Below are 22,775 nucleotides of genomic sequence, written 5' to 3' on the forward strand. Positions count from 1 at the left end.
ATAAAGAAGAGTGCTAATAATATATTATTTATCCATAATTCTAGGAGGTTGTTTCAATTGTTAAAACCATTAGGCGATCGTATTATTATCGAAGTTATCGAAGCTGAAGAAAAAACTGCATTCGGTATCGTACTACCAGACTCTGCAAAAGAGAAACCTCAAGAAGGTAAAGTTGTTGCAGTTGGTACTGGATTCTTAACTGATGGTGGCAATGTAGTTCCACTTAATGTAAAAGAAGGGGACAACATTATCTTCTCTAAATATTCAGGAACAGAAGTAAAATATGAAGGTAAAGAATACTTAATCCTTCGTGAATCAGACGTTCTAGCAATCGTTGAATAATGATGATAAAAAATAGTTAATGAGAAAATAGATAAAATATTAGGAGGTTTTTCATAATGGCAAAAGATATTCGTTTTAGTGAAGACGCTCGTAGCGCTATGTTAAAAGGTGTAGATAAATTAGCAAACGCTGTAAAAGTAACATTAGGACCTAAAGGACGTAACGTCGTTCTTGAAAAAAAATTCGGTTCACCGCTAATTACTAACGATGGTGTTACAATTGCAAAAGAAATCGAATTAGAAGATCCATATGAAAACATGGGTGCAAAACTAGTTTCAGAAGTTGCATCTAAAACAAATGAAATTGCTGGTGACGGTACTACTACTGCAACTGTATTAGCTCAAGCAATGATTCGTGAAGGCTTGAAAAATGTTACAGCTGGTGCTAACCCAGTAGGTATTCGTAAAGGTATTGATAAAGCTGTTGCGACTGCAATTACTGAATTACAAACAATTTCTAAACCAGTAGAAAACAAAGAAGCAATTGCACAAGTAGCAGCAATTTCTGCAGCTGATGATGAAGTTGGCGAACTTATTGCAGAAGCTATGGAACGTGTTGGTAACGATGGTGTCATTACAATTGAAGAATCTAAAGGTTTCACTACTGAACTAGATGTAGTAGAAGGTATGCAATTTGATCGTGGTTACCTATCTCACTACATGGTATCTGATACAGATAAAATGGAAGCTGTTTTGGACAATCCATACATCTTAATCACAGACAAAAAAATCTCTAACATCCAAGAAATTCTACCAGTTCTTGAACAAGTTGTTCAACAAGGTAAACCACTTTTAATCATTGCTGAAGACGTTGAAGGCGAAGCATTAGCTACATTAGTAGTAAACAAACTACGTGGTACTTTCAATGCAGTAGCTGTTAAAGCTCCTGGCTTTGGTGATCGTCGTAAAGCGATGTTAGAAGATATTGCAATCTTAACTGGTGGTCAAGTAATTACTGAAGATATCGGTTTAGACTTAAAACAAGCTACAATCGATATGCTAGGCCATGCTGGTAAAGTCGTTGTTACAAAAGACCACACAACTGTAGTTGAAGGTTCTGGTAATGCAGATGTAATCGAAGCTCGTGTTGCACAAATCCGTGCTCAATATGAAGATTCAACATCTGAATTCGATAAAGAAAAATTACAAGAACGCCTTGCTAAACTTGCAGGTGGTGTAGCAGTCATCAAAGTTGGTGCTGCAACTGAAACAGAATTAAAAGAACGTAAATTACGTATTGAAGATGCTCTTAACTCAACTCGTGCAGCAGTAGAAGAAGGTATTGTTGCAGGTGGTGGTGTTGCATTAGTAAGCATCTACAACAAAGTTGCTGAAGTAGAAGCAGCAGAAACTGGTGACGTAGCAACTGGTGTGAAAATCGTGTTACGTGCTCTTGAAGAACCAGTTCGTCAAATTGCAAATAACGCTGGTCTTGAAGGTTCAATCATCGTTGACCGCTTAAAACGTGAAGAAGTCGGTACAGGCTTCAATGCTGCAAATGGCGAATGGGTAAACATGATCGATGCCGGTATCGTTGACCCTACAAAAGTAACTCGTTCAGCTCTTCAAAATGCAGCATCTGTAGCAGCGCTATTCTTAACTACAGAAGCAGTAGTAGCTGATATCCCAGAACCAACTCCAGCTCCAGCAATGCCTGATATGGGCGGCATGGGCGGTATGATGTAATCAACATCATGAAGCCTCTATATTAAAGGTGAAATGATGGCTTGCCAAAATTAAGTAAATAAAAAGTTTATAAGAGAAGGTCTTTCAATAGTTCACTGAACTTTTGGGAGGCCTTTTTTCTGTATTTTGGGTTTGTATTTTTTAATAGTAAAAAATTTCATAAATTCCCTAGTCGTAGGCCTAACGTAAACAGAAACAACCTGACACATATTAGGAAGGAAAGCATTATATAAAAGTATAAATAAATTACGGAAAGGAAGAATACATTGCCCAAAAAACCTCCTAAACATCAACCTAAACCTCCTAATCCTCCTAAACCAATAAAACATTCTGATGACGAAAAAGATTGTTCGTGTGCTTTTCTTGATGAAGAAATATGTGTCGAAGCAAAGGTGAAAATAAATCCGAATGTTTCAATTGGAGATGTCAAGATTGAATGCTTGGAGGCTACAATCGAACCAAAGTCAAAACGAAAAGGAGCATCTGAGGAATGTTCCCTTTATGTTAACCAATTAATTCGGATAAAAATCCCTGTTCATTTTAGTGCCAAAGTAGAAACAAAAGAACATGGGGTAATTTGTAACGATGGTGATTCCGATGAATCCTCTTCAACCTCTTGTTCATCTGACTAAAGGATAGAAAGGCATCGTCTATCTTTAAACAGATGCTTTTTATATAAAATAGAGGGGATATTAGTGTGACCTTTAAGATGATTTCAAAAATGTAAAGTACAGGTGATTTTTATAAAAAGGAATGATTTCAATGGATTCAAAGCTTCAAAAGGAAAATTTGGTTCAGCATCATCAAACGGTGGACAAAAACGGTTGTACAAAAACAATTAAGAAAAATGTAAGTGTAGTGGCATCAGTGACTGTTAAGCCAACTGTCCGGATAAAAGATTCTGAAGTAAAAATAAAATGTTCAGGTCCCCTACATGTCAGTAGAAGAAAAAAGGAAATTTCAAAAAAAGATGAATGCCAATTGATCATCAAACAAGATTTATGTGTTAAAATCCCTATGAATTTTAAGGCAAAAGCAGAAGTGAAAGCCACCGGGGTTATTTGTAATTCTGAAAAACCATGTAATTAGTTTCTTTATAATAATTTATACCTAAAATCACGTGAATGACTAGATAAAATTGATTAAAATGCCGTGATTTTTAAATTTTTTTTGCATTTAATACAGTATTACAAAGAAAGGAAGTGTAAAAATTGGCTTTAAACGATTGTGGCTGTCATGATGATAAAAACGCAAAACTTAGTAGTGCTACTCAAAGCCAAGCTGTAACACAACAAGATGTAGATCCACCTACTCCTTGTACGACAACGGTTCACCAAAGTGTTACTGCTGCAGCTGAATTAACGGTTACACCCTCTGTTAATGTAACAAACATCCAAACATTTTGTGTAGGTAACCCGAGTTTCTCAAGTACATTTCCAACTATAGTTGGTACTTCATGCTCATTTACTATAACTCAGGAACTTTGTGCGCAATTTGATGTTACCTTTGATGCTGTTGCTGAAAACACCAATAAAGGATTGGTTGCTTGTGGTGATTTTGGACCAGGGTCGTGCCCTACTACTCCTCCTGCCTGTGAGATGTCAAATACTGTTGATGGATTTACGCTGACTTTAGATAATGTAGTAACAAATGGTGATGGAACACAAACTTGGACCTATACACTAACAAATAATACGAATCCTTTCAGAGACTTAAGCCATTTGGATATCGTAGCATGTACCACAACACCAGTATCAATTGTGGCAGGTAGCGTTACTGGACCTGTTACTATTACAACAACAAATAATCCAGAAGGGTCAATAGGTTGTCTAGCTACGACACCACAGAGACCTGCTCTTGAAATAACTCCTACTACTACACCACCAACTAACCCTTTGACCTTCTCGTTTACTACAACACAAGTTTATACTGTTGCGAACGTTCTTTGGGGGGCAAGAGCTGGTCAAGATGTTGTATGTGGAAACATTTGCGGCCCTTGTATGCCTGTTCCAGGTTAAAAATTTACAATCCATTTAAATGCGCCTTCACGATAGTGTAGGCGTATTTTTATTTTTTTAACTACATATTAAATATTGCCATGAGCTAACCTACGGAAATAATCCATGTTATTTAATATGGATGATATAGTGAATTTTATTTTTTCCATTTGTTCTGTTATTATTACTGACCAAAGTTAAATTTATTTTTGGAGCTATTCCTTTACTTAGTATTAAAATTCTCTAAATGCAAAAGATAAGATGGAATCTTAGCAACTAGATGAGGGAGGTGTACTATTCATGTCAGTACTAAATCGTATTGCGTTAGCTCTAGTGATTATTGGTGCTATTAACTGGGGGCTGATTGGTTTTTTCAGATTTGACTTAGTATCAGCAATTTTTGGAGGGCAAACTGCCTTTTTATCAAGAGTTATTTTTGGCCTTGTGGGTTTAAGTGGATTAGCTTGTATAGCCCTTTTGTTTGCTCCTATAAGAATTGAAGATGAGGAATATGATACAAATCGTGATTTCAGAAGAAATCCTGATGTGTCTACTGAATTTGGTGAAGAAGCCGATTTTACAGATGTAAAAAAAGATAAAAACAAAAAGAAAGATTAAAGATGTATTGTTTCTAAAGCCATGCGATTGCATGGCTTTTTGGTTTTTTGTATAGAATTATTTATTCAAATGCCTCTTTACTTATTTAAACGATAAATGGACCAAGCTAAGAGAGTAGCTATTGTAGACCATATTAAATAAGGAATAAGTAATATAGCTGCCAATACTGAATATTGTAGGGTTGCAAATATGAGTAAGAGGGTAGTTATGGCAACTACAGCAGTATCGAGAAAAGCTAAATCGAGTCTTTTTGCTTTAAATTCAAAAAAGCTAAATGCTTGATTGGCTAAATAATTGATAACCCATAACAGCATAAATGTGATACTCGTATTTTTTAACCCAATTTTATACTCAACAATTGCCAGTGACAGAGCGATTAATGCATATAAAATCGCCCAAATGATTCCGATTGTCTTACCAGAGGGTGTCCAAGAAGGCTTTTTTAGCGATGCATACCATGTACGATCAATAGGAAATAAAATGCCAGATAGACTAAATAATAAATACACAATAATAAAAATTAAAATAGCTGAAAAAATAACATTCACCTCCATTAGTACTTGCCTAACTAATAATTATTTGTATGCTTTGAACTGATTTTTATTAGTGAACTTATAGAAATATGTTGGTGAAATTCGATTCCACTTATTGTTAGTCAGTATAATCCGGCTTTTAATGCAAAACATAAGAGGGAATCTTAGCAACAAACGAGAGGAGTGTTTTTATGGATAACGTACGAGAAGGTTTAATTCCCACAGTTCTCGGAACAGCTGTAACAACCACAGGAGTGGCATTACGGAATAATAGAAACATTACACCGTGGATTAGAGGCTCGATTATTGGCTTTGGTTTAGCGCATATTGTGTTAGGTGCAATCGATTTAGTCGAGCATCGTCGCTAATGGATTCAAAGGGAAGGATCATGATCCTTCCCTTTTTAATTTTTTATTTTTACAGATCATAAAAGAGAATTCTCAAACATTTCAAGTGAAATATTCCAATTTTGCATTTGGAAAGAATTTCTCCATATAGGAATATAAATGACTTTTGATATCCTCTTCTTGTTCCTTTTGGTAAATGTACTTTCCAATGCCGTATTTACCCCATTTATACCGTCTTTTCTCTTCATCTAATTCTAGTTTTGTCATCGGGTAGTTTTTTTCAATTACTCTTTTAGCGGGTTTTGTAAATCGGTGTTGGATGAATTCAAAGGTAATATCATCCCGTGCATCAAGGGGTAATTCGGCATCGAGATGTTCAAACATTTGAAAATAGCCTTTTTGCCATCCGTCATGAAGATAAATAGGAGCAACTATAAAACCAAGTGGATAGCCTGCTCTAGCTACTTTTCCAGCAGCTTCAATTCGTTGATCAAGAGAAGAAGTACCTGGTTCAAAATTTTTGATGATATAGTCAGCGTTTATACTAAACCGAAATCTAGTTTTCCCATTATGGTTAGCATCAAGTAAATGATCTACATGATGGAATTTTGTAACAAATCTTAATTTTCCATATTCTGATTGACCAAAATGTTCAATAGCGCGCTTTAATGTATGAGTTAAATGATCAATCCCCACAATATCAGATGTACAAGCAGCTTCAAATCTTGTTATTTCTGGAGCACGTTCAGCTATATATTTGTCGGCAGTATCTAGAATTTCATCAACATTTACATAAGTACGGATGTATGGTTTACTGCCCATTGTTGTTTGTAAATAGCAGTAATGACAATGTCCCATACAACCTGTGGCAAAAGGAATCGCATACTCCGCCGAAGGCTTTGAGGTATCAAATTTTAGTGTTTTTCTAATTCCAACTACTAATGTAGATTTTGCAACTCGATATTTCTGGAAATCATTTTCTCCGGGCAGGTTTCTTACCTGATTGTGAGAAGTAGTATATCTAATTTCAATACCCATTTTTTTGAATTTTTTATAAAGCTGTTCTCCTAACGGGTAATCTAATGCTTTTGGTTCAAAATATACAAGTCTCGGTATAAAGGGATTATTCATTAAGATAACCTCTCAGAAGGATTACCGTAATAATAATTATAGGCTTCATTTGCCTCTTCTTCCGAAGTGAAAATAGCAATTTCCTCAGTTAAAGGATAATAAGTTTCGTAAAGAAATACTGCTAATTCATTTGGGTTTTCGGGGTTATTGACTACTGCAGCTGATTGAATATTTGCTACGTCCTGAGTGTGTGGATTTCGGTAAAAGACATAAACAATATCTCCAGCATTATAATTTTGATTTTCATTAAATAGTTCCATTTTGATCACCTATTCTTTCCATAAATTCTTCTGCATTAGTTATTATTAATAAAGTTTTTCCTTTTGTATCAAATATTATGTTTTCTTTAATATGGAAAAGATACGTGTAAATGAAATTGATCGGTAAAATAATTTAGAACTAGAAGTTTCGATTTAAGGTACTTACAGTATAAAATATCGTTTTATGAGGGAAAGTAAACATAACTAAAAAAAAGGAGTAGAATTTATGAGCAATCAGGATTTAAAAGAAAAGATTCTTAATATTATTTCTAAACATAAATTAGGGGTTCTCTCATCGGTTGAGAATAATAAGCCTCATTCGAGATATATGACATTTTACAGTGAAGGTTTAACATTGTTTACACCAACGAAAATGGATACAGAGAAAATCGAAGAAATAGAAGCTAATGCATCTGTTTCTGTATTGCTAGGATATGAAGATAAAGGACAAGATGATGCCTATGTTGAAATTTCGGGGATTGCCTCTATCAATAAATCACAAGAACTGAAAATGAAATTGTGGGAAGAATCATTTAGCCAATGGTTTAAGGGACCAGAAGATCCAAACTATATTTTTCTGCAAATTCAGCCAGAGATTATACGTATTTTAAATACTCATGGTGAATCTTCAGAAGAACTTGTTTTATAAAGTGTTTTAGGTGACGCAGAAGACATTCGAACTTTAAAGGGCAGTTATCTGGTTAAACTTTTTTACTTTATATAAAAAAGCTGCCCTTAAATTTGTATGGAAGGTTTTAAGAGACCAAAAATTTAAAATTACCATTGCAAAATAGAGCTTGAAATACGTTTGACCCCCCTGATAGAAGCTATTTCTTCTATCAATTTATGCATCGCAATATTCTTTTGTTTGGCTTCAATTATAATGTCAAAATCTCGATCGATTGGTTTTGTCATTTCTAAAAAGGGAAGAACGAAATCCAATGACACAAAATCTGCATGAGAGCGATATGCTTTTTCTGACTTAGGTGAAGAAAGATGAACTTTTGGTTTAGTATGAAATGCATTCCAAGTATCAAATATACGTTGTAAATAATGGGAGAGACTAACATCTCCTTTATTTCCCATATAATATGATGATAATCTAGAATCATGGGTATATTTTCTTTTTCACAAGTAGTAAGTGTTTCCAAAACATCATAAGTCTTATCATCATTTTCAAGTGTCATATGTTTTTTAATTTCATTTGGTAATTTCTTTAGATTTTGATGGAACCTCGCTAATGTACTTTTTTTATCTCCATAGGCTCCACCAATGTGAATGTTAATAATACCACGATCTAGTGCATTCATAGCTTCAAGCATTGTAAAATGATATTCCATATCCTTAACAGCATTCATGGTGACTTCCTCTCGAGGACTTGTGAAAAGTGTAAACTGATTAGGATGAAAGCTCGGACATAGCTTAAATCGTTGCATCAATTGTCCAATTTCTTCCCACTCAGTTTTAAAAGGAGTAATGTAATCCCACATAACTTCAGGGTGGGTAGCTAAAGGAACGAGCGAACTTGAAAATCGATATAATTCTATTTCATGTGCAATATTATAATGTAAAATTCTTTTGGTATGATGCAGATTTTGGGCTGTAATCGATTTTAACTTTTCTAAACGCTCTCTTTTTGGAAGAGCTGAATATCGAGCGAAAGTTAGAGCCTTTGATGGGCTTGCATCCCATAAACCTAATGCATTTGCTACATATCCGAAACGAATCTTCATGTATTTTTATCCTCCAATACATAAAAAAAACCGAAACTCTTTCACAATAAGAAATTGTTTCGGTTAATTTTTTCACTTACTTTCATTATTTACGAAACTAACTCATCTTTAATTGAATTAAGCATTTGATCAATTTTCTCTTTACCAGCTTTTACCCATCTACTTTTATCTTTTATTTCACCATCTCTATCTAAAGGATCTTGAAATTGACTAAGTCCGGCTGTAGCTGTTAATAATGAGTTTTCGTCATAGTCTAAGCCAAGGTTCACAACGTGCTTAATCACAAAGGGTTTTCCAAACTGAATATATGCTGCATGGTGATCTAATTCACCATCTAAAACTCTAAAAGGCATTCGAAGATAAATCGTTTCACCATCTTTACGATAAAGAATTGTATCAAATTGGCCTTTATGATATTCAAAATTAGTACAAAAATGGCATCCAAAAGGTTCGAATAGATCCCGAATATAACCAAATTCAGCTTTTTTACCTTCAATTCTTGAATCGAATTGTAACATGATTCATCACCTCAGTTTGAATTTACTGTTACTATTCTTAACAAAAAAATGAATATCATTCAAAAAAAACAGAATCTCTTAGAATCACGATTATTAAAATGTATAGTTCATCTATAGGAGTGCTCCTCGTATCATTCAACATTAACCATGAAATATATACAAATACCCCTATTATTAGATGCTTAATCTAACAATAGGGGTTAGTGGGGTAGTTTATTTTTTTATTGTAGATTTTTATTTTGCACAAGCTTAAGAACGCAATTCGCTAATGCTTCTTTTTCACTTTCTGAAGCAACGCCCCACATATCTGAAAGTACGCGTTCTTGTTCATTCTTTGGATCAACATTTTTGGCTAAGTACTCTCCAATTTGTATAGCGGCTTGTTGGATTATTTTATTAGGCATACCAGCTTGTTCAGCTTGTGCTACGTTTTGCCCTAAAAAAGATGTCCACTTTTGCCAGTTTTCTAACATCGGCATATTATCCCCTCCTTTATACTTTAAGTATGTCCAAAGATGAAAATAATATGTAGACTTATCGATAATTAACATAATCAGTTAGATTTAAATGACAAAATAGCGACGTATCTTATTGAAAATAATCAACACTTCTGAATAAAAATCCCATCACCTTCTAGCCATTCAGCTAAAAAGACATCATGATATTTAGAAACGTTATGCATTGCTAATTGCTTTTTTAACCATGTTTCATCAAAACCAATACTTTTCAATTCATTTTTTAATAGTTTACCATCACGAATAATCGTAACAGGAACGTGAACAGGTTTTTCAGGAAGGTTGAAGTCTTCTGCTGTTGTCATCTGATACTTTGGTTTCTTTAATATACTAAGTGAACCATTTGACTCCAAAAAACAATAGGCTACTTCACGAGCAGAAAAAGTCCCATTTTGCCTAAGTAAGCTTTGTAGTTGATTAATATTCATACGGCATTTTTTTAATTCTTCTCGATCAATTACTCCGTTTTTAATAAGAGCGCTAGGCTTCCCTTGAAAAAGTCTGCGAAAGGGTAAAAATTTTCTATCCAGAAATTCAACTATAAAGAGTAATAGCCCCCACAAACTAATTGAATAGATAATTTCTAATATACGAACATGTTCTTCGTATACAGCATTTCCTAAAAACTCTCCAATAACAATAGATCCTATAAACGTAAAAGGTGTAATTTGATTAATAATTTTCCGACCAACAAAAGTAATAATGATAAATAAAATGATGAATCCTGCTAATAATTTAAAGGTTATATACAGCATGATTAACAAAAAATCTCCTTAGTTAGATGAGTGTAGTTAATGTCTATTTTCATAATCTAGGTTTAATTATCTCCACATTCTAATTTCTTCATTCTTTCTTTATCTTGTTTTGGAGTCTTATCTAAATAATCATTTTTAGAGATATATAGAAAAAATTTACTTCTAATATATGATGTATTTAAAATATATGTTAAAATCAGGGTAAATACAGGGACTCAGTAATGATAGTAATATTATTGCCAAATTTCTGTAAGATATATGCTTATATGATTTAATAGGGGAGTGGAGAAATGTTGAGAGGACTTATACAAAATAAGAGAGTGGAAATTACCGAGGATGAAGCAAAACACTTTTTGAAGATGGCTAAAGTAGCACATGTCGCAACAGTAGATGAAGAGGGCTTTCCATATGTGATTCCTCTTGTCTATGTTTTTGAAGAAGACAAAGTATATCTTCATATTGGCAATATCCGAGAAAGCCATTTTTGGGAGAACATCAAAAAGAACCAGAATGTTTGTATAGAGGTAAGTGAGATGGGGGACTTACATCCTGGCAAAAAATATGCATGCCAATCGGCTCTTGTTTATACAAGTGTTGTTTTATTTGGCAAGATTCAACGTATTGAAGCAGATGAAAAAAAATCGTGGTTCTTTGATTGCTTATTAGAGAAATATGGAGATCCTGATTGGACGTTTGAAAGAGAAGGATATCCGATTCTTCCTAAAATTGAACTATTCGAAGTGCAAATTGAAAAAATTACGGGTAAATTGAATGAAGGATTAGTGCATTAAAAAGTTTTGGCATTTGTTACATGATGAAAACAATCAGTAACGAATGCCAAATTAAATTTAAAAGAATTTCTTTGTGTTGCGATCTTCTTTTAAAATTTCGACAGCCTCTCTAAAACGAAGAGAATGTACGATTTCCCTTTCACGAAGGAATTTTAAGCTATCATTTATATCCGGATCATCTGACATATCTATAATCCATTGGTATGTGGCACGTGCTTTTTCCTCAGCAGCAATATCTTCATACAAGTCAGCAATAGGGTCACCTTTAGCTTGAATATAAGTAGCAGTAAATGGGTCTCCTGCAGCATTATTGTAAAAAAGAGCTCGATCATGATTTACAAAGTGTTCACCAAGACCAGCTGCTTTTAATTGCTCAGGTGTAGCGTCTTTCGTAAGTTTATAAACCATTGTTGCAATCATTTCAAGATGAGCAAATTCTTCTGTACCAATGTCGTTTAAAAGGCCAATAACCTTGTCAGGTATTGTATAGCGTTGATTTAAGTATCTGAGTGCAGCTGCTAATTCACCATCTGCACCACCATATTGTTCAATCAAAAATTTAGCTAATCTTGGATTACACTCCCTTACTTTGACGGGATATTGTAGTTTCTTTTCGTAATACCACATTCACTAATTCCTCCTATCAATCTGCTTTTACACCTGCCAAGGCCAAGGAGTGTCTTTCCAATTCCAAGGATATCCAGAAAAGCTTTTACCATAATTCATAAGTGGACCGAATTGTTTTTCAAATTCAATTTTCATTTCCATACTTTTAAGTGAAGCCTCATTGAATTGTTGAATAGCTGCAAAATCATTTGGATGAGTATCTAAATAGAGGTTTAATTCGAGAATTACAAAATCATTGGCTTGAATTTCTTCCAGCTGCTTATAAAACTCAGGAGACATTTTCTTTGTCATTTTAATTCCCCTTTTCTTGTGGATTAGGATAAGGGCTGAAAAGATCTGGCCAAAGTGTACCACAGTGTAATGCTTGTTTTGCGGTTGGGTATTGTGGTAATCCAGGTGGTTGGAATGGAATATAGAGTTGTGGTGGAGTAGAGTAGCTCTTTACCCGTATTGGTTTACAAGGATCAAAGGGGCTGACATAAGGATTCCAATATTTAAATTGCGTAAACATATAAACCTCCTTTCCTTTGTATTTCATCATTCCATCTATATGAACTCAACTTTTGCATTATACGTTATTTGGCATTTAATGTTGAATTTTGATGAATGATCGAATGGGTGCTTTTGATTTTTAGGACATTCATTTTATATGATTAGCATCATTTTTAGAGGATCTTTAATCTTTAATACATAATCTAGCCGATTAAGTTCAAACTAATTTTTAAATGAAAGGGTGGATGATAAATGGAAGAGAACAAATTTGCATCACTTAGTGAAGAAAAGTTAAAAGAGTTAAAAGACTTAGAAGAAAAATTTGGTTATACACTAATTGCTTATGAGACAGGCAATTTTAAAGGGAATCAGCCGGGGATTAATGAAACGAGTTCTTTATAAGAGAAGTCTAGCCTTGCAGAAATGCAAGGTTTTTTTATCTGCATTCGGGTAAAAAGACCCCACCGTAAGATTGAGAGGGAAGATAGGTGGGGAAAATTTCCAGTAAAAGCTAACCATCAGTGGAGATGAAAGAAAACTGATGGTAGTTTCACTTTACGCAACGGGAGTATAGTGAACATGAAATGGTTTTGCTAAGTACGATATTTAGCAATAAAGAATACATTCTTGAAATTTTGAATGATTGTATGGGATGGTTCTAACTATATAGTTTGAACAACGAATTTTAGTTTTAAAGGAGTGATTCAAATGTTTTCAGCTTTTTATGCAGATTTACATATTCATATTGGTCGTACATGGAAAGGAAAACCTGTGAAGATAACAGGAAGTAAATCATTAACACTCGAAAATATTTTGCATACTGCAACAACCCAAAAAGGTTTGGACATTGTTGGGGTTATTGATTGTCACTCTCCAGAAGTGCTAGAAGAAATGGATGCACTAATAAAAGAAAATAAAATGGAAGAGCTAGCTGGTGGTGGTTTACGTTATCAAGACACGACTCTTATTCCAGGAGTAGAGATTGAAGTAAACGATGAAAATTGCCTAGGCCCACTCCATGTTCTCGCGTTTTTTAGAACATGGGAAGCAATAAGAGAATTTTCTAAATGGATGCACCATTATGTTACCAATATAAACCTAAGTACACAGCGTATCGCTTGTGATGCGATTACATTGCAAAATAAGGTTCATTCACTGAGTGGTTTATTTATTCCAGCTCATGTCTTTACGCCATTTAAAAGTGCGTATGGGAAAGGCGTAAGAAAGAGCCTTGCGGAAGTTTTTGATATGGATCAAATCGATGCAATTGAATTAGGACTTAGTTCAGATACAGACATGGTAAAAGGAATTAGCGAACTAGCAAATTATACATTTGTAACAAATTCAGATGCACATTCACTTGGTAAAATGGCACGTGAGTATCAAAAAATCCGTATGCAAGAGCCAACTTTCGATGAATTGAAAAAAGCATTAAAAGAAGAAGAGGGCCGAGGAATTATTGTAAATTACGGTCTTAATCCTCTTTTAGGAAAATACCATGAAACAGCATGTGCTGATTGTGGTTATCGAACGACAGAAATCCCTTGTTCAAATTGTGGAGGAAAACATCTTGTAAAGGGTGTCGCGGTACGGATAGAAGAATTAACGGATACAGATGAAAATTTGAGAATTCGTCCACCATATATTCACCAAATTCCTTTAGACTTTATACCGGGTATCGGTAAGAAAACAATGGAAAAATTGTTAGCAACCTTTGGGACAGAAATGACTATTCTACACGAGGTACCAAAAGAAGATTTCGAAAAAGTAGTCCCAGCGAAAATTGCCAAATTAATAGATAAAGGGAGAAATGGGAAACTTTCATTATCGGTGGGTGGTGGAGGAGCATATGGGAAAATAAAATTGGAGTAGAATAATCAAAGGAATGTCCGTTAAATACGACATTCCTTTTTCGTTGAATATTCGTAGAATTGTCCGTGTTTCTTAACGTAAAACGGACTTATGAACTTGATTTATTTAATTACAAATTCAGGAAAAATTTAAAAGTTAAAAGTTTATAGAATATAAATGGAAAAAATTAATAATATTTGGTAGCATTAGATAAGCAGTAACTATTAATGATAGGTGAGGTGATTGATATGTCGAAGAAGGTTTATTTGAATCATAATGGTGGAGTAAATGATTTAATTTCACTGTTTTTATTATTGCAAATGGAAGAGGTAGAATTAGTAGGTGTAGGTGTTATGCCAACCAATTCTTATGTAGAGCCTGCACTATTTGCAACTGAAAAGATTATCAATCGTTTCGGTCATGGGGTTTCGGTAGAAGTGGCAAAGTCCAATTCAAAAGGAAAAAATCCATTTCCAAAAGGTTGGCAAACGGATGTGTTTTATATAGATGCATTGCCAATATTAAATGAATTTGACATTACGAAACCAATGATTGTTGAAAGGCCGGCTCATCTTCATTTAGTTGATCAATTAAGAAATAGTCAGGAGAAAATAACGCTTTTATTTACAGGTCCATTATCGGATTTAGCGAGAGCATTGGATGAAGCACCTGAAATAGAAAAGAAAATTGAAAAGTTGATATGGATGGGTGGAACATTTTCGGATCAAGGAAATGTAGTGTATACAGAACATGATGGTACAGCGGAATGGAATGCTTTTTGGGACCCCGATGCTACTGCAAGGGTTTGGGAATCTTCTATTGAAATAGATTTGGTAGCATTAGAAAGTATCGATAATGTTCCATTAACAACAGAAATAAGAGCTCACTGGGCGAGGAATCGTCAAGATTTTGGTATTGAATTTCTAGGGCAATGCTATGCTATTATCCCAAAACAATTGCAATATAATGCTAATTCTAAATATTTATTGGGAGAAGTATTAACAACACTTACTGTTTTTGGTTCGAACTTTGTTAAACGAAAAGAAATTCCAAGTATTATCCATATAGATGGACCGAGTCAAGGTAGGACAGAAAAAGTTACTAATGGTCGAACAGTTAACCTAATATATGATGTAGAGAGTGAAACTTTTTTCGAATACCTTGTAGATCTTGCTTGGCAAGAGTAATACTTTAATAAAAACTTTAGAAACTTCCTAATGAAGAAAGTTATTATATAGAAGTATTGAATTATAGTCATCACTTTGACGTATTTTATGTTCATGTGATAGATAAAAGCTAGTTACACGTTCAATAGATGTAACTAGAAAATTTTAGCCGAGAACAATCACATTATTGTTCTCGGCTTTTTAAATTTGATCTTCAAAATTCGTTCAAGGTACAGGATAATTAGTGAATAGATAATATGACACATTTATTTTTTTGTATATAAATCTTTTGGTACATTGAGATTACTGCGTGATTATTGCACAATACTTTATATAGGTCATTTGGCGAACCTTGTCAAAAAAACCTATATTTTTTTGCTTAAAAGGGTATAAGGATATACAATGTAAGTTACTTAGCTCAGAATATATCTAAATTTCATCTTTTTTATTTATTTTTGTCATTTAATAGAGTAGTTGTAAAACTAAATTCCAGTTTTTATCGTCTAGATAATGAATTGAAATTGTGAGGATTGATTTGTAAGTAGGAGGTACGTTCATGCCAGAACCGGTAAGGAAGAATCACAGATACATAAGTGGTTTAGACGGTCTGAGAGCGATATCGGTAATAGCAGTTATATTATACCACCTTCATGTAAGCGGAATTGTAGGAGGCTATTTAGGCGTTACCATTTTCTTTGTGTTATCAGGCTATTTAATCACAGATTTACTAGTAAATGAATGGGAACAATACGGAACGATTAATTTAAAGAATTTCTGGATACGTAGATTTAGAAGATTAATACCAGCCTTAATCATTATGTTAATTTTAGTAGGTTTTTGGATTACTTTATTCCAACGATCCTTCTTGGCTGGTTTACGATCAGAGGTATTAGCAGCAGTATTTTATATGAGTAACTGGTTTTATGTTGTGCAAGATCATTCGTATTTTACGAAGTTCTCTCCTCCATCTCCACTTCAACATATGTGGTCACTAGCGGTAGAGGAACAGTTTTATATTATTTGGCCACTTGTTATTATCATTGCTTTGAGCTTTGTACGATATAAAGAAAAATTAGCGTTGGGTACTCTTGGAGTAGCATTGATATCAGCAATTGTAATGGCCATTATGTTTACACCTGATCAAGATCCAAGTCGTGTTTATTATGGAACAGATACAAGAGCCTTTTCTCTATTGATAGGAGCTACCTTAGCATTTTTATGGCCAAGTAGAAAACTTAAGACAAATGTAACAGATGGAGCGAAAAAATTATTAGATGGTGCAGGATTAATTAGTTTTCTTCTTCTTCTTTTGATGTTTCTTTTTATGCATGAAGAAGGTCCATTTTTATATTATGGAGGAATGTTTTTCGCATCGATTGTTACTGCGGTATTAATCGCAACAATCGTACATCCTGCAAGTCGTGTGGGGAATGTTTTAAGTTTTAAACCACTAATTTGGGTAGGGGTACGTTCATATGGGATTTATATTTGGCATTTTCCATTAGTTGTTTTAATGGGTGCTGGAATAGAGGGCGTAGGTGTTCCATTTTGGAAATCGTTTTTAATTATTACGTTAACACTTTTATTAGCTGAACTTTCTTGGCGCTTTGTAGAAGATCCTGTTCGTAAAGGTGAATGGAAAATATGGATACATAAGTTTCAAACACATGAATGGTCTTTAAATTGGAAAGAATGGACATTACCTTATCGTATTGGATCAGCATTTGTAGGGTGTATCATTATTGTATTTGTGATGGGGATGATTTTCACTCCTGCACAGAAGCAAACAAATAGTGAAGCATTAGAACAACATTTAAAAGAAGAACAGAAAGAATTAGAAAGAGCCAAAACGGAAAAACACCATAACAATGAAAAGGCGATTACTCAAAATAATGTTACAAAAGAAAAAACAGAAGTAAAGCAGAAATCGTCAGTCGAGGTAGAAGCGAAACAAGAAACAAATCGTAAAAAAATCGTGGCAATGGATATACCATCATCCATTAGTGTAACAGCGATTGGTGATTCTGTTATGTTGAGTGCAGCATCTGCATTGAAAAAACAAATTCCACAAATCATTGTCGATGCAAAGGTTGGTCGCCAAGCATATGAAGCAATAGAAGTTGTAAACAGCTTAAAGCAGGAAGGTAAATTAGGTAAAGTTGTTGTTTTAGGCTTAGGATCCAATGGAGATTTCAGTGAAGCACAATTGAATGATTTATTACAGGCAATTGGTGATAATCGTCATATTTATCTTGTAAATACCCGTGTTCCACGTAATTGGCAAGATAATGTAAACCGCAAAATAAGACAAGCTGTTAAACGTCATCAAAATACAAAACTTATTGACTGGTATAGTGTAACAGAGGGGCAGTATGATTTGTTCTATGATGATCATATTCACCCAAATCAAGAGGGTGGCGTATATTATACAGCTTTAATTAGTAGTGAAATTGCAAAAGGTGAAAAATAATAAAAAAGCATGCAGAAAATAAGTACGATTTTCTAGCATGCTTTTTGTTATTCTACTTTTTCGTATAAGTTTACACTTTCAATATAGTTAACAAATCTTCGTAATTGTCTTTCTTGTTCACGACTGATCTCACCCGCTTCATACATCTTATGAATTTCTGCCCGTTCTGTTTCGGTGATCACTGCCCGTAATTCATCTTTTATTTCTTCTTGTCTACTTGAATTCGTAGTAACTGGCTTTCTTATTTGATCGAGTGCTCTTTCATATTCGAAAGAAATCATATAATAGATTTCGGGATTCTGAGCTTTTTGTGCTTGTTTTTTTAAATAGTTTAGAGCCTGTTCAAAAGCATTTGCTCGAACTTCTTGTTTCATACGAACATAAGATATAAATTGTTCTTTATCAAGGCGATACTTTTTTCGAGCAATTCGCCACTCACGTAGAAACCTATAAAGTATATACGAAAATCCTTTTTGCATATTATGCTGAATGACACGTTTTCTTTCTGAAAAGGTAATTTGAAAGGAAACATACATACCTTCATCTAAATGATGCCTTTCGTATAAATTCTTTATATATTCTTCTTCCATTTTAAGTGCTTTTAATCGGACACTAGTAATTTCACTTTGATGTTCAGGTTTACCAGACTTTGCTGCGTTACCGTCTAATTGAGCTTGACGAAACAATTGCTGGTATTCACCAATTAATTGATATGCAACATTTCGATTATCATCATTCATTTCACGGTGAATTTGTTTAATAGAAGCAAGTAAAATTTTCTTTTTTGCTTCGTTGAAATTTAACTGCTCATCATATTCCTCTCCTAATTGATTTGAATCAATTAGGAGAGGAAGAAAGAGTGTTGCGATGATTAATGTAAATAAGATGACAGCTGAAGCTAAAAATAAAATCAGTGCACGTTCAGGGAACACAGTACCATTATCCGTAATAATAGGTAATGATAATACACCAGCCATTGTAACGGCACCTCTTACTCCAGTTAAACTACTAAGTAAACTTGATTTTAATGAAGGACTTGCATCATAACCTTTTTTATATTCGTAAATGGAAGTAATATGTGACCAAACAAATCGTATCCCTAATATGACAGCACCAATTGCAAGAGCGTATCCAATAAGCTTCCAGTTATTGATGCTTGTATTTTCAATGGATGCTTTCATTGAAGATGGAATATTTAAACCAAGTAATAAAAATACAATCCCGTTCAGGACAAACAATATAATGGACCATGTATTTTCGGTAAGTAATTGTTCTTCTGCTAAAACAGTTTCGGTTTTATCTTTTACTAATGCTTGCGCAATACCAGCAACAACAACTGCTATTACTCCAGAGGCATGAAAAAGATCCTCTGCAACTAAGTAGACAATAAAAGGCGTTAATAATTGTAAGAGAGTATGGAAAACAACATCACGTATTCCCACTCTTCTTAAAGAAAAACGAATTTGAGTGATGATGGTACCAACAACTAAACCTAAAATTGCACCCACAATAAAAGTATACGAGAAATTCAATAATGCTTCTTTAATCGAGAAATAGCCAGTGACGACAGCAGCTACTGCATATTTAAATGCTACAAGTCCTGAAGCATCATTGATTAACGATTCGCCTCGAACAATATTTAAAATTTTCTCAGGTATTTGAATACGTTTTGCTATGCCGTTTACTGCTACTGGATCAGTTGGAGAAAGAATGGCAGCAAGGGCAAATGCTGCAGCTAAAGGTATTGAAGGGATTAGCCAATGGATAAAGTAACCACCAGCTACAGTGGTTATAAGAACTAATATAATGGCGTTCCCTAAAATGGGCATTTTCATATTCCAGAGGTCTTCACGTGGAAAATTACGACCGTCATTATATAAGAGTGGTGCTACAAATAATAAAAGAAACCATTCCGTTTCTAATTCTAAAGAAACACCTTTGATAGAAAGTGCAATTATAATTCCTAGCGCAATTTGAATCAGGGCTGTGGGAATTGAAGGTATGTAGTGGCTGATAATATTAGAAATAAGTAAACAGCCTATTAATAACAAAACAATCATCAATAAATCCATAACATCATCCTTACCAAATAAGAGTAGATAGAAGCATATTCGCTTCATTGTAAGAAAAATATAAGATATCAAACTAATTTCTACAAACAATAGCTCTTAAAAAAACGTAAATTTGACGAAGTTGTTACTATGTTAAGAAAATCGTATGGATTTTACGAACAGATGTGACCAAAATCATGACATCTATTTCGCCAGAAGTTTATACTAGAACATGATAAAAACTTATATTGTTCGTAATGATGAAGGAGATGAGCAACTTGAAAACAGTTGTTGTGATTGGTGGAGGCATTACAGGTCTTTGCACCATGTACTATTTACAAAAACAAAAAAATGAAAGAAATTTAGATATACACCTTGTGCTAGTTGAAAAAAATGAATACTTAGGTGGTAAAATACACTCTGCATCTGATAAGGGTTTTATCATGGAAACAGGCGCAGATTCGATTGTGGCACGACATAAAAGTGTAATGCCACTCGTTGAAGAATTAGGTCTAAAAGATGACCAAGTATATAACGGAACAGGTATTTCTTATATATATACAAATAATACATTGCATGCAATTCCAAAAGATAGTGTATTTGGTATTCCAACAAGTATTGAATCTCTTAATAGTAGTACACTTGTATCACCGCAAGGGAAAAAAGAAGCATTAAAAGATTTAGAATTACCGAATGATCATTTCACTAAGGAAAGTTCAATTGGTGAATTCCTCGAGTATTTTTTAGGAAAAGAGTTAGTTGAAAAACAGATTGCTCCTGTATTATCAGGCGTATACTCAGGTGATTTATATAAATTAACAATGGCTTCTACGTTACCCTATCTACTCGATTATAAAGAACAATATGGCAGTATTATTAAAGGTTTCAGTGCAAATCGTGAGAAATTCCAAAAGTCAGCAGACAAAAAATTTATCTCTTTTAACAATGGTTTATCCCAACTAATTAACCGCTTAGAGGAAACATTAACAGATGTAGAAATAATGAAAGGTGTAACAACAACAAACCTAGCAAAGCAAGGTAATCGATATATTTGTACATTTAATAATCATGAAGATCTAATAGCCGATTTTGTAGTATTATCAACTCCTCATGCAGTAACAAGTAACATTTTAAAAGATGAAGCAGTTGATGAAGAGCTAAATACAATTCGTAATGCATCTATTATTACCATCTATGTAGGATTTAATATTCCTGATGAAAATTTGCCGGCTGATGGAACCGGTTATATTGTTTCTGAAAATAGTGATGTGAAATGTAATGCTTGCACATGGACTAGTCGGAAATGGAAGCATACATCTAAATCAGGAAACTTATTGGTGCGTATGTTTTATAAGAGTTCGAATCCATTGTATAATGAGCTAAAGAATCTAAATGAAGAAGAGTTAACAGCAATTGCATTAGATGATATTAGGAAATCATTGAATATTGATGGGGAACCAGCAACTGTCAATGTGACAAAGTGGAATGATTTGATGCCGGTTTATGGTATGGGACATGCTGAAACCGTAAACAAATTGAATCAGCAATTACATGAAAATTATCCAAATGTCATTTTAGCAGGTTGCTCATACTATGGTGTTGGAATCGGTAACTGCATTCAAAATGGCCAAGATACTGCAGAGAAAATTATACAACAATTAGTGTAATCGTCATATTTTTTTATGCAAGCTCAATCAGTATAAAATATTCTATTTAAATATTCTTACGAACCAAGAGTAGTGTTTTTTCTCTTGGTTTTTAAATTTGTAAAATGAGTTGTTGCTATGTAAGATGAAAACACAAGAGTATATGAAAGAGGTTAATATGATGATCAGAAAATTAAGTCTAGTACTCGGTATTCTATTACTCTTTACTGGATTAGTATTAATTTTTCAAAAACCAATAATGGGCTATCTTGTCGCTAATATGTCAGAAGAAACAATTCAAAAACCGAATATTGAAAAGGCAAAAGCAAGACCTGATACAACTTTTGATTTTAATGAAGTGAGGAATATTAGTTTACAGGATGTCATTGATGCACAAACAAAAAAGAAAAATATCCATGCAATTGGCGTAATAAGTGTTCCAGATGTTAAAATGCAACTCCCGATCGTTTATGGTATTTCAAATGTCAATTTAACAATTGGTGCAGGAACGATGAAAGCAGATCAAACAATGGGGGAGGGCAACTATGCCTTAGCAGGGCATAATATGAACAACGGTAAAACACTGTTCAGCCCTTTAACAAAAGCCAAAAAAGACATGAAAATATATATAACTGATTATAAATATATATATGAATATAATATTTCAGATATGTTTATCGTAAAACCAACACAAGTTGAAGTGATACAAGACCAACCAGATCAAAAGCTAATCACACTTGTAACTTGCAACTATAATGGTGAGAAACGTATGATTATTCGAGGAAAGTTGATTAAAAAACAAGCATATTCAGATGATACAAACTATTTTAAAATCAGTAAATAATGAATCCCCTTCCCCTAAACTTGTCCTTTAAGGAAAGGGGATTTTAAAATTAATGATTTATCTTCAAATTGTTAAAAAGCAGAAAAGATATTATGGGAATTTTTTATATTGTCTTGACGTAAGTGATATAAAGGAGTATGATTCTTTTAATTATTCTAAAAATTTAATAAGTATTCTTATCAAGAGAAGCCGAGGGACTGGCCCTATGACGCTTCAGCAACCAGCCAAATGGTCAGGTGCTAATTCCAGTGGAGTAATCCAATAGATAAGAAGGAATATATAGTATGAACCGAAAGCCTTCTTATTGTTATGAGAAGGTTTTTTAATTTGACTATTTTCTTCTGCAACGAGTAATAACAGGAGAAAATAGTCATGGTACAAGAGCTGTAGGTTTACCTGCGGA

At 33.8% G+C, this 22,775-nt stretch carries 25 protein-coding genes, 1 pseudogene and 1 riboswitch; of the genes and pseudogenes, 15 read left to right on the plus strand and 11 right to left on the minus strand.

The window, feature by feature from the left end; genetic code table 11:
• Nucleotides 1-57 precede the first annotated feature (57 nt).
• The 6 genes from groES to CEF14_RS16170 all read left to right on the plus strand — a co-directional run bounded on the left by groES (nucleotide 58) and on the right by CEF14_RS16170 (nucleotide 4,642).
• A complete protein-coding gene (groES, locus tag CEF14_RS16145) occupies nucleotides 58-342 on the plus strand; it encodes a co-chaperone GroES (RefSeq protein ID WP_102693765.1) in 285 nt (94 codons plus the stop codon).
• Nucleotides 343-398: 56 nt separating this feature from the next.
• Nucleotides 399-2,027, plus strand: coding sequence for a chaperonin GroEL (gene groL, locus CEF14_RS16150; protein ID WP_102693766.1), 1,629 nt, complete (start codon nucleotides 399-401; stop codon nucleotides 2,025-2,027).
• A gap of 266 nt (nucleotides 2,028-2,293) precedes the next feature.
• Nucleotides 2,294-2,659, plus strand: coding sequence for a hypothetical protein (locus tag CEF14_RS16155; RefSeq protein ID WP_102693767.1), 366 nt, complete (start codon nucleotides 2,294-2,296; stop codon nucleotides 2,657-2,659).
• Nucleotides 2,660-2,780: 121 nt separating this feature from the next.
• Nucleotides 2,781-3,116 (plus strand): hypothetical protein, encoded by a 336-nt coding sequence (locus tag CEF14_RS16160; RefSeq protein ID WP_170061533.1) that lies wholly within the window; start codon nucleotides 2,781-2,783, stop codon nucleotides 3,114-3,116.
• Between the two features lie 122 nt (nucleotides 3,117-3,238).
• The gene (locus CEF14_RS16165; protein WP_102693769.1) at nucleotides 3,239-4,045 is read left to right on the plus strand and encodes a hypothetical protein; all 807 of its coding nucleotides are present in this window, start codon (nucleotides 3,239-3,241) and stop codon (nucleotides 4,043-4,045) included.
• A 279-nt stretch (nucleotides 4,046-4,324) separates the two neighbouring features.
• Nucleotides 4,325-4,642 carry a DUF378 domain-containing protein gene (locus CEF14_RS16170; RefSeq protein ID WP_102693770.1) on the plus strand — a complete coding sequence of 106 codons (318 nt, stop codon included), beginning with the start codon at nucleotides 4,325-4,327 and terminating at the stop codon, nucleotides 4,640-4,642.
• Between the two features lie 77 nt (nucleotides 4,643-4,719).
• Here CEF14_RS16170 and CEF14_RS16175 read toward each other — a convergent pair whose 3' ends face one another.
• Nucleotides 4,720-5,196, minus strand: coding sequence for a TspO/MBR family protein (locus CEF14_RS16175; RefSeq protein ID WP_102693771.1), 477 nt, complete (start codon nucleotides 5,194-5,196; stop codon nucleotides 4,720-4,722).
• Between the two features lie 170 nt (nucleotides 5,197-5,366).
• Between CEF14_RS16175 and CEF14_RS16180 the strand changes: the two genes are divergently transcribed.
• The gene (locus CEF14_RS16180) at nucleotides 5,367-5,543 is read left to right on the plus strand and encodes an asparagine synthase (protein WP_102693772.1); all 177 of its coding nucleotides are present in this window, start codon (nucleotides 5,367-5,369) and stop codon (nucleotides 5,541-5,543) included.
• An 81-nt stretch (nucleotides 5,544-5,624) separates the two neighbouring features.
• Here CEF14_RS16180 and splB read toward each other — a convergent pair whose 3' ends face one another.
• Nucleotides 5,625-6,653, minus strand: coding sequence for a spore photoproduct lyase (gene splB, locus CEF14_RS16185; RefSeq protein ID WP_102693773.1), 1,029 nt, complete (start codon nucleotides 6,651-6,653; stop codon nucleotides 5,625-5,627).
• Entirely contained in the window at nucleotides 6,653-6,913 is a 261-nt protein-coding gene (locus CEF14_RS16190; protein ID WP_102693774.1) for a transcriptional regulator SplA domain-containing protein, read from the minus strand. The genes splB and CEF14_RS16190 overlap by 1 nt, the downstream gene beginning before the upstream one ends.
• A gap of 226 nt (nucleotides 6,914-7,139) precedes the next feature.
• Between CEF14_RS16190 and CEF14_RS16195 the strand changes: the two genes are divergently transcribed.
• Nucleotides 7,140-7,562 (plus strand): pyridoxamine 5'-phosphate oxidase family protein, encoded by a 423-nt coding sequence (locus CEF14_RS16195; RefSeq protein ID WP_102693775.1) that lies wholly within the window; start codon nucleotides 7,140-7,142, stop codon nucleotides 7,560-7,562.
• Nucleotides 7,563-7,690: 128 nt separating this feature from the next.
• Here the strand turns inward: CEF14_RS16195 and uvsE are convergent.
• From uvsE to CEF14_RS16215, 4 genes and pseudogenes are all read right to left on the minus strand, one after another.
• Nucleotides 7,691-8,646, minus strand: a pseudogene (gene uvsE, locus CEF14_RS16200) (UV DNA damage repair endonuclease UvsE).
• A gap of 89 nt (nucleotides 8,647-8,735) precedes the next feature.
• Nucleotides 8,736-9,164 (minus strand): YugN family protein, encoded by a 429-nt coding sequence (locus CEF14_RS16205; RefSeq protein WP_102693776.1) that lies wholly within the window; start codon nucleotides 9,162-9,164, stop codon nucleotides 8,736-8,738.
• Between the two features lie 221 nt (nucleotides 9,165-9,385).
• The gene (locus tag CEF14_RS16210; RefSeq protein ID WP_102693777.1) at nucleotides 9,386-9,643 is read right to left on the minus strand and encodes a DUF3243 domain-containing protein; all 258 of its coding nucleotides are present in this window, start codon (nucleotides 9,641-9,643) and stop codon (nucleotides 9,386-9,388) included.
• A gap of 122 nt (nucleotides 9,644-9,765) precedes the next feature.
• Nucleotides 9,766-10,434, minus strand: a complete 669-nt coding sequence (locus CEF14_RS16215; protein ID WP_102693778.1) for a DUF421 domain-containing protein — start codon at nucleotides 10,432-10,434, stop codon at nucleotides 9,766-9,768.
• Nucleotides 10,435-10,724: 290 nt separating this feature from the next.
• Between CEF14_RS16215 and CEF14_RS16220 the strand changes: the two genes are divergently transcribed.
• Nucleotides 10,725-11,225, plus strand: a complete 501-nt coding sequence (locus CEF14_RS16220; RefSeq protein WP_102693779.1) for a pyridoxamine 5'-phosphate oxidase family protein — start codon at nucleotides 10,725-10,727, stop codon at nucleotides 11,223-11,225.
• A 57-nt stretch (nucleotides 11,226-11,282) separates the two neighbouring features.
• On the opposite strand, the gene CEF14_RS16225 is transcribed toward CEF14_RS16220, so the two are convergent.
• From CEF14_RS16225 to CEF14_RS16235, 3 genes are read right to left on the minus strand one after another with little or no spacing between them, the layout of a single operon-like run.
• A complete protein-coding gene (locus CEF14_RS16225) occupies nucleotides 11,283-11,852 on the minus strand; it encodes a manganese catalase family protein (RefSeq protein WP_102693780.1) in 570 nt (189 codons plus the stop codon).
• 27 nt (nucleotides 11,853-11,879) lie between these two features.
• On the minus strand, nucleotides 11,880-12,143 hold the full coding sequence (locus CEF14_RS16230) for a spore coat protein CotJB (RefSeq protein ID WP_102693781.1): 264 nt from the start codon (nucleotides 12,141-12,143) through the stop codon (nucleotides 11,880-11,882).
• Nucleotide 12,144: 1 nt separating this feature from the next.
• Entirely contained in the window at nucleotides 12,145-12,363 is a 219-nt protein-coding gene (locus CEF14_RS16235) for a spore coat associated protein CotJA (protein WP_102693782.1), read from the minus strand.
• A gap of 233 nt (nucleotides 12,364-12,596) precedes the next feature.
• Between CEF14_RS16235 and CEF14_RS19105 the strand changes: the two genes are divergently transcribed.
• From CEF14_RS19105 to CEF14_RS16250, 4 genes are all read left to right on the plus strand, one after another.
• Nucleotides 12,597-12,746, plus strand: a complete 150-nt coding sequence (locus CEF14_RS19105) for a hypothetical protein (RefSeq protein WP_170061534.1) — start codon at nucleotides 12,597-12,599, stop codon at nucleotides 12,744-12,746.
• Between the two features lie 306 nt (nucleotides 12,747-13,052).
• The gene (locus CEF14_RS16240) at nucleotides 13,053-14,216 is read left to right on the plus strand and encodes an endonuclease Q family protein (protein WP_102693783.1); all 1,164 of its coding nucleotides are present in this window, start codon (nucleotides 13,053-13,055) and stop codon (nucleotides 14,214-14,216) included.
• A 227-nt stretch (nucleotides 14,217-14,443) separates the two neighbouring features.
• The gene (locus CEF14_RS16245; protein WP_102693784.1) at nucleotides 14,444-15,382 is read left to right on the plus strand and encodes a nucleoside hydrolase; all 939 of its coding nucleotides are present in this window, start codon (nucleotides 14,444-14,446) and stop codon (nucleotides 15,380-15,382) included.
• Nucleotides 15,383-15,917: 535 nt separating this feature from the next.
• On the plus strand, nucleotides 15,918-17,831 hold the full coding sequence (locus CEF14_RS16250) for an acyltransferase family protein (protein ID WP_102693785.1): 1,914 nt from the start codon (nucleotides 15,918-15,920) through the stop codon (nucleotides 17,829-17,831).
• 47 nt (nucleotides 17,832-17,878) lie between these two features.
• Here CEF14_RS16250 and CEF14_RS16255 read toward each other — a convergent pair whose 3' ends face one another.
• Nucleotides 17,879-19,951 carry a Na+/H+ antiporter gene (locus CEF14_RS16255; RefSeq protein ID WP_322788396.1) on the minus strand — a complete coding sequence of 691 codons (2,073 nt, stop codon included), beginning with the start codon at nucleotides 19,949-19,951 and terminating at the stop codon, nucleotides 17,879-17,881.
• A 209-nt stretch (nucleotides 19,952-20,160) separates the two neighbouring features.
• Between CEF14_RS16255 and CEF14_RS16260 the strand changes: the two genes are divergently transcribed.
• A complete protein-coding gene (locus CEF14_RS16260; protein ID WP_102693787.1) occupies nucleotides 20,161-21,549 on the plus strand; it encodes a protoporphyrinogen oxidase in 1,389 nt (462 codons plus the stop codon).
• Between the two features lie 124 nt (nucleotides 21,550-21,673).
• Entirely contained in the window at nucleotides 21,674-22,372 is a 699-nt protein-coding gene (locus CEF14_RS16265) for a class A sortase (RefSeq protein WP_102693788.1), read from the plus strand.
• 173 nt (nucleotides 22,373-22,545) lie between these two features.
• Nucleotides 22,546-22,644, plus strand: a riboswitch (SAM riboswitch).
• Nucleotides 22,645-22,775 lie beyond the last annotated feature (131 nt).

Origin of the sequence: Rummeliibacillus pycnus, assembly GCF_002884495.1 — a bacterium.
Classification (GTDB): domain Bacteria; phylum Bacillota; class Bacilli; order Bacillales_A; family Planococcaceae; genus Rummeliibacillus; species Rummeliibacillus pycnus.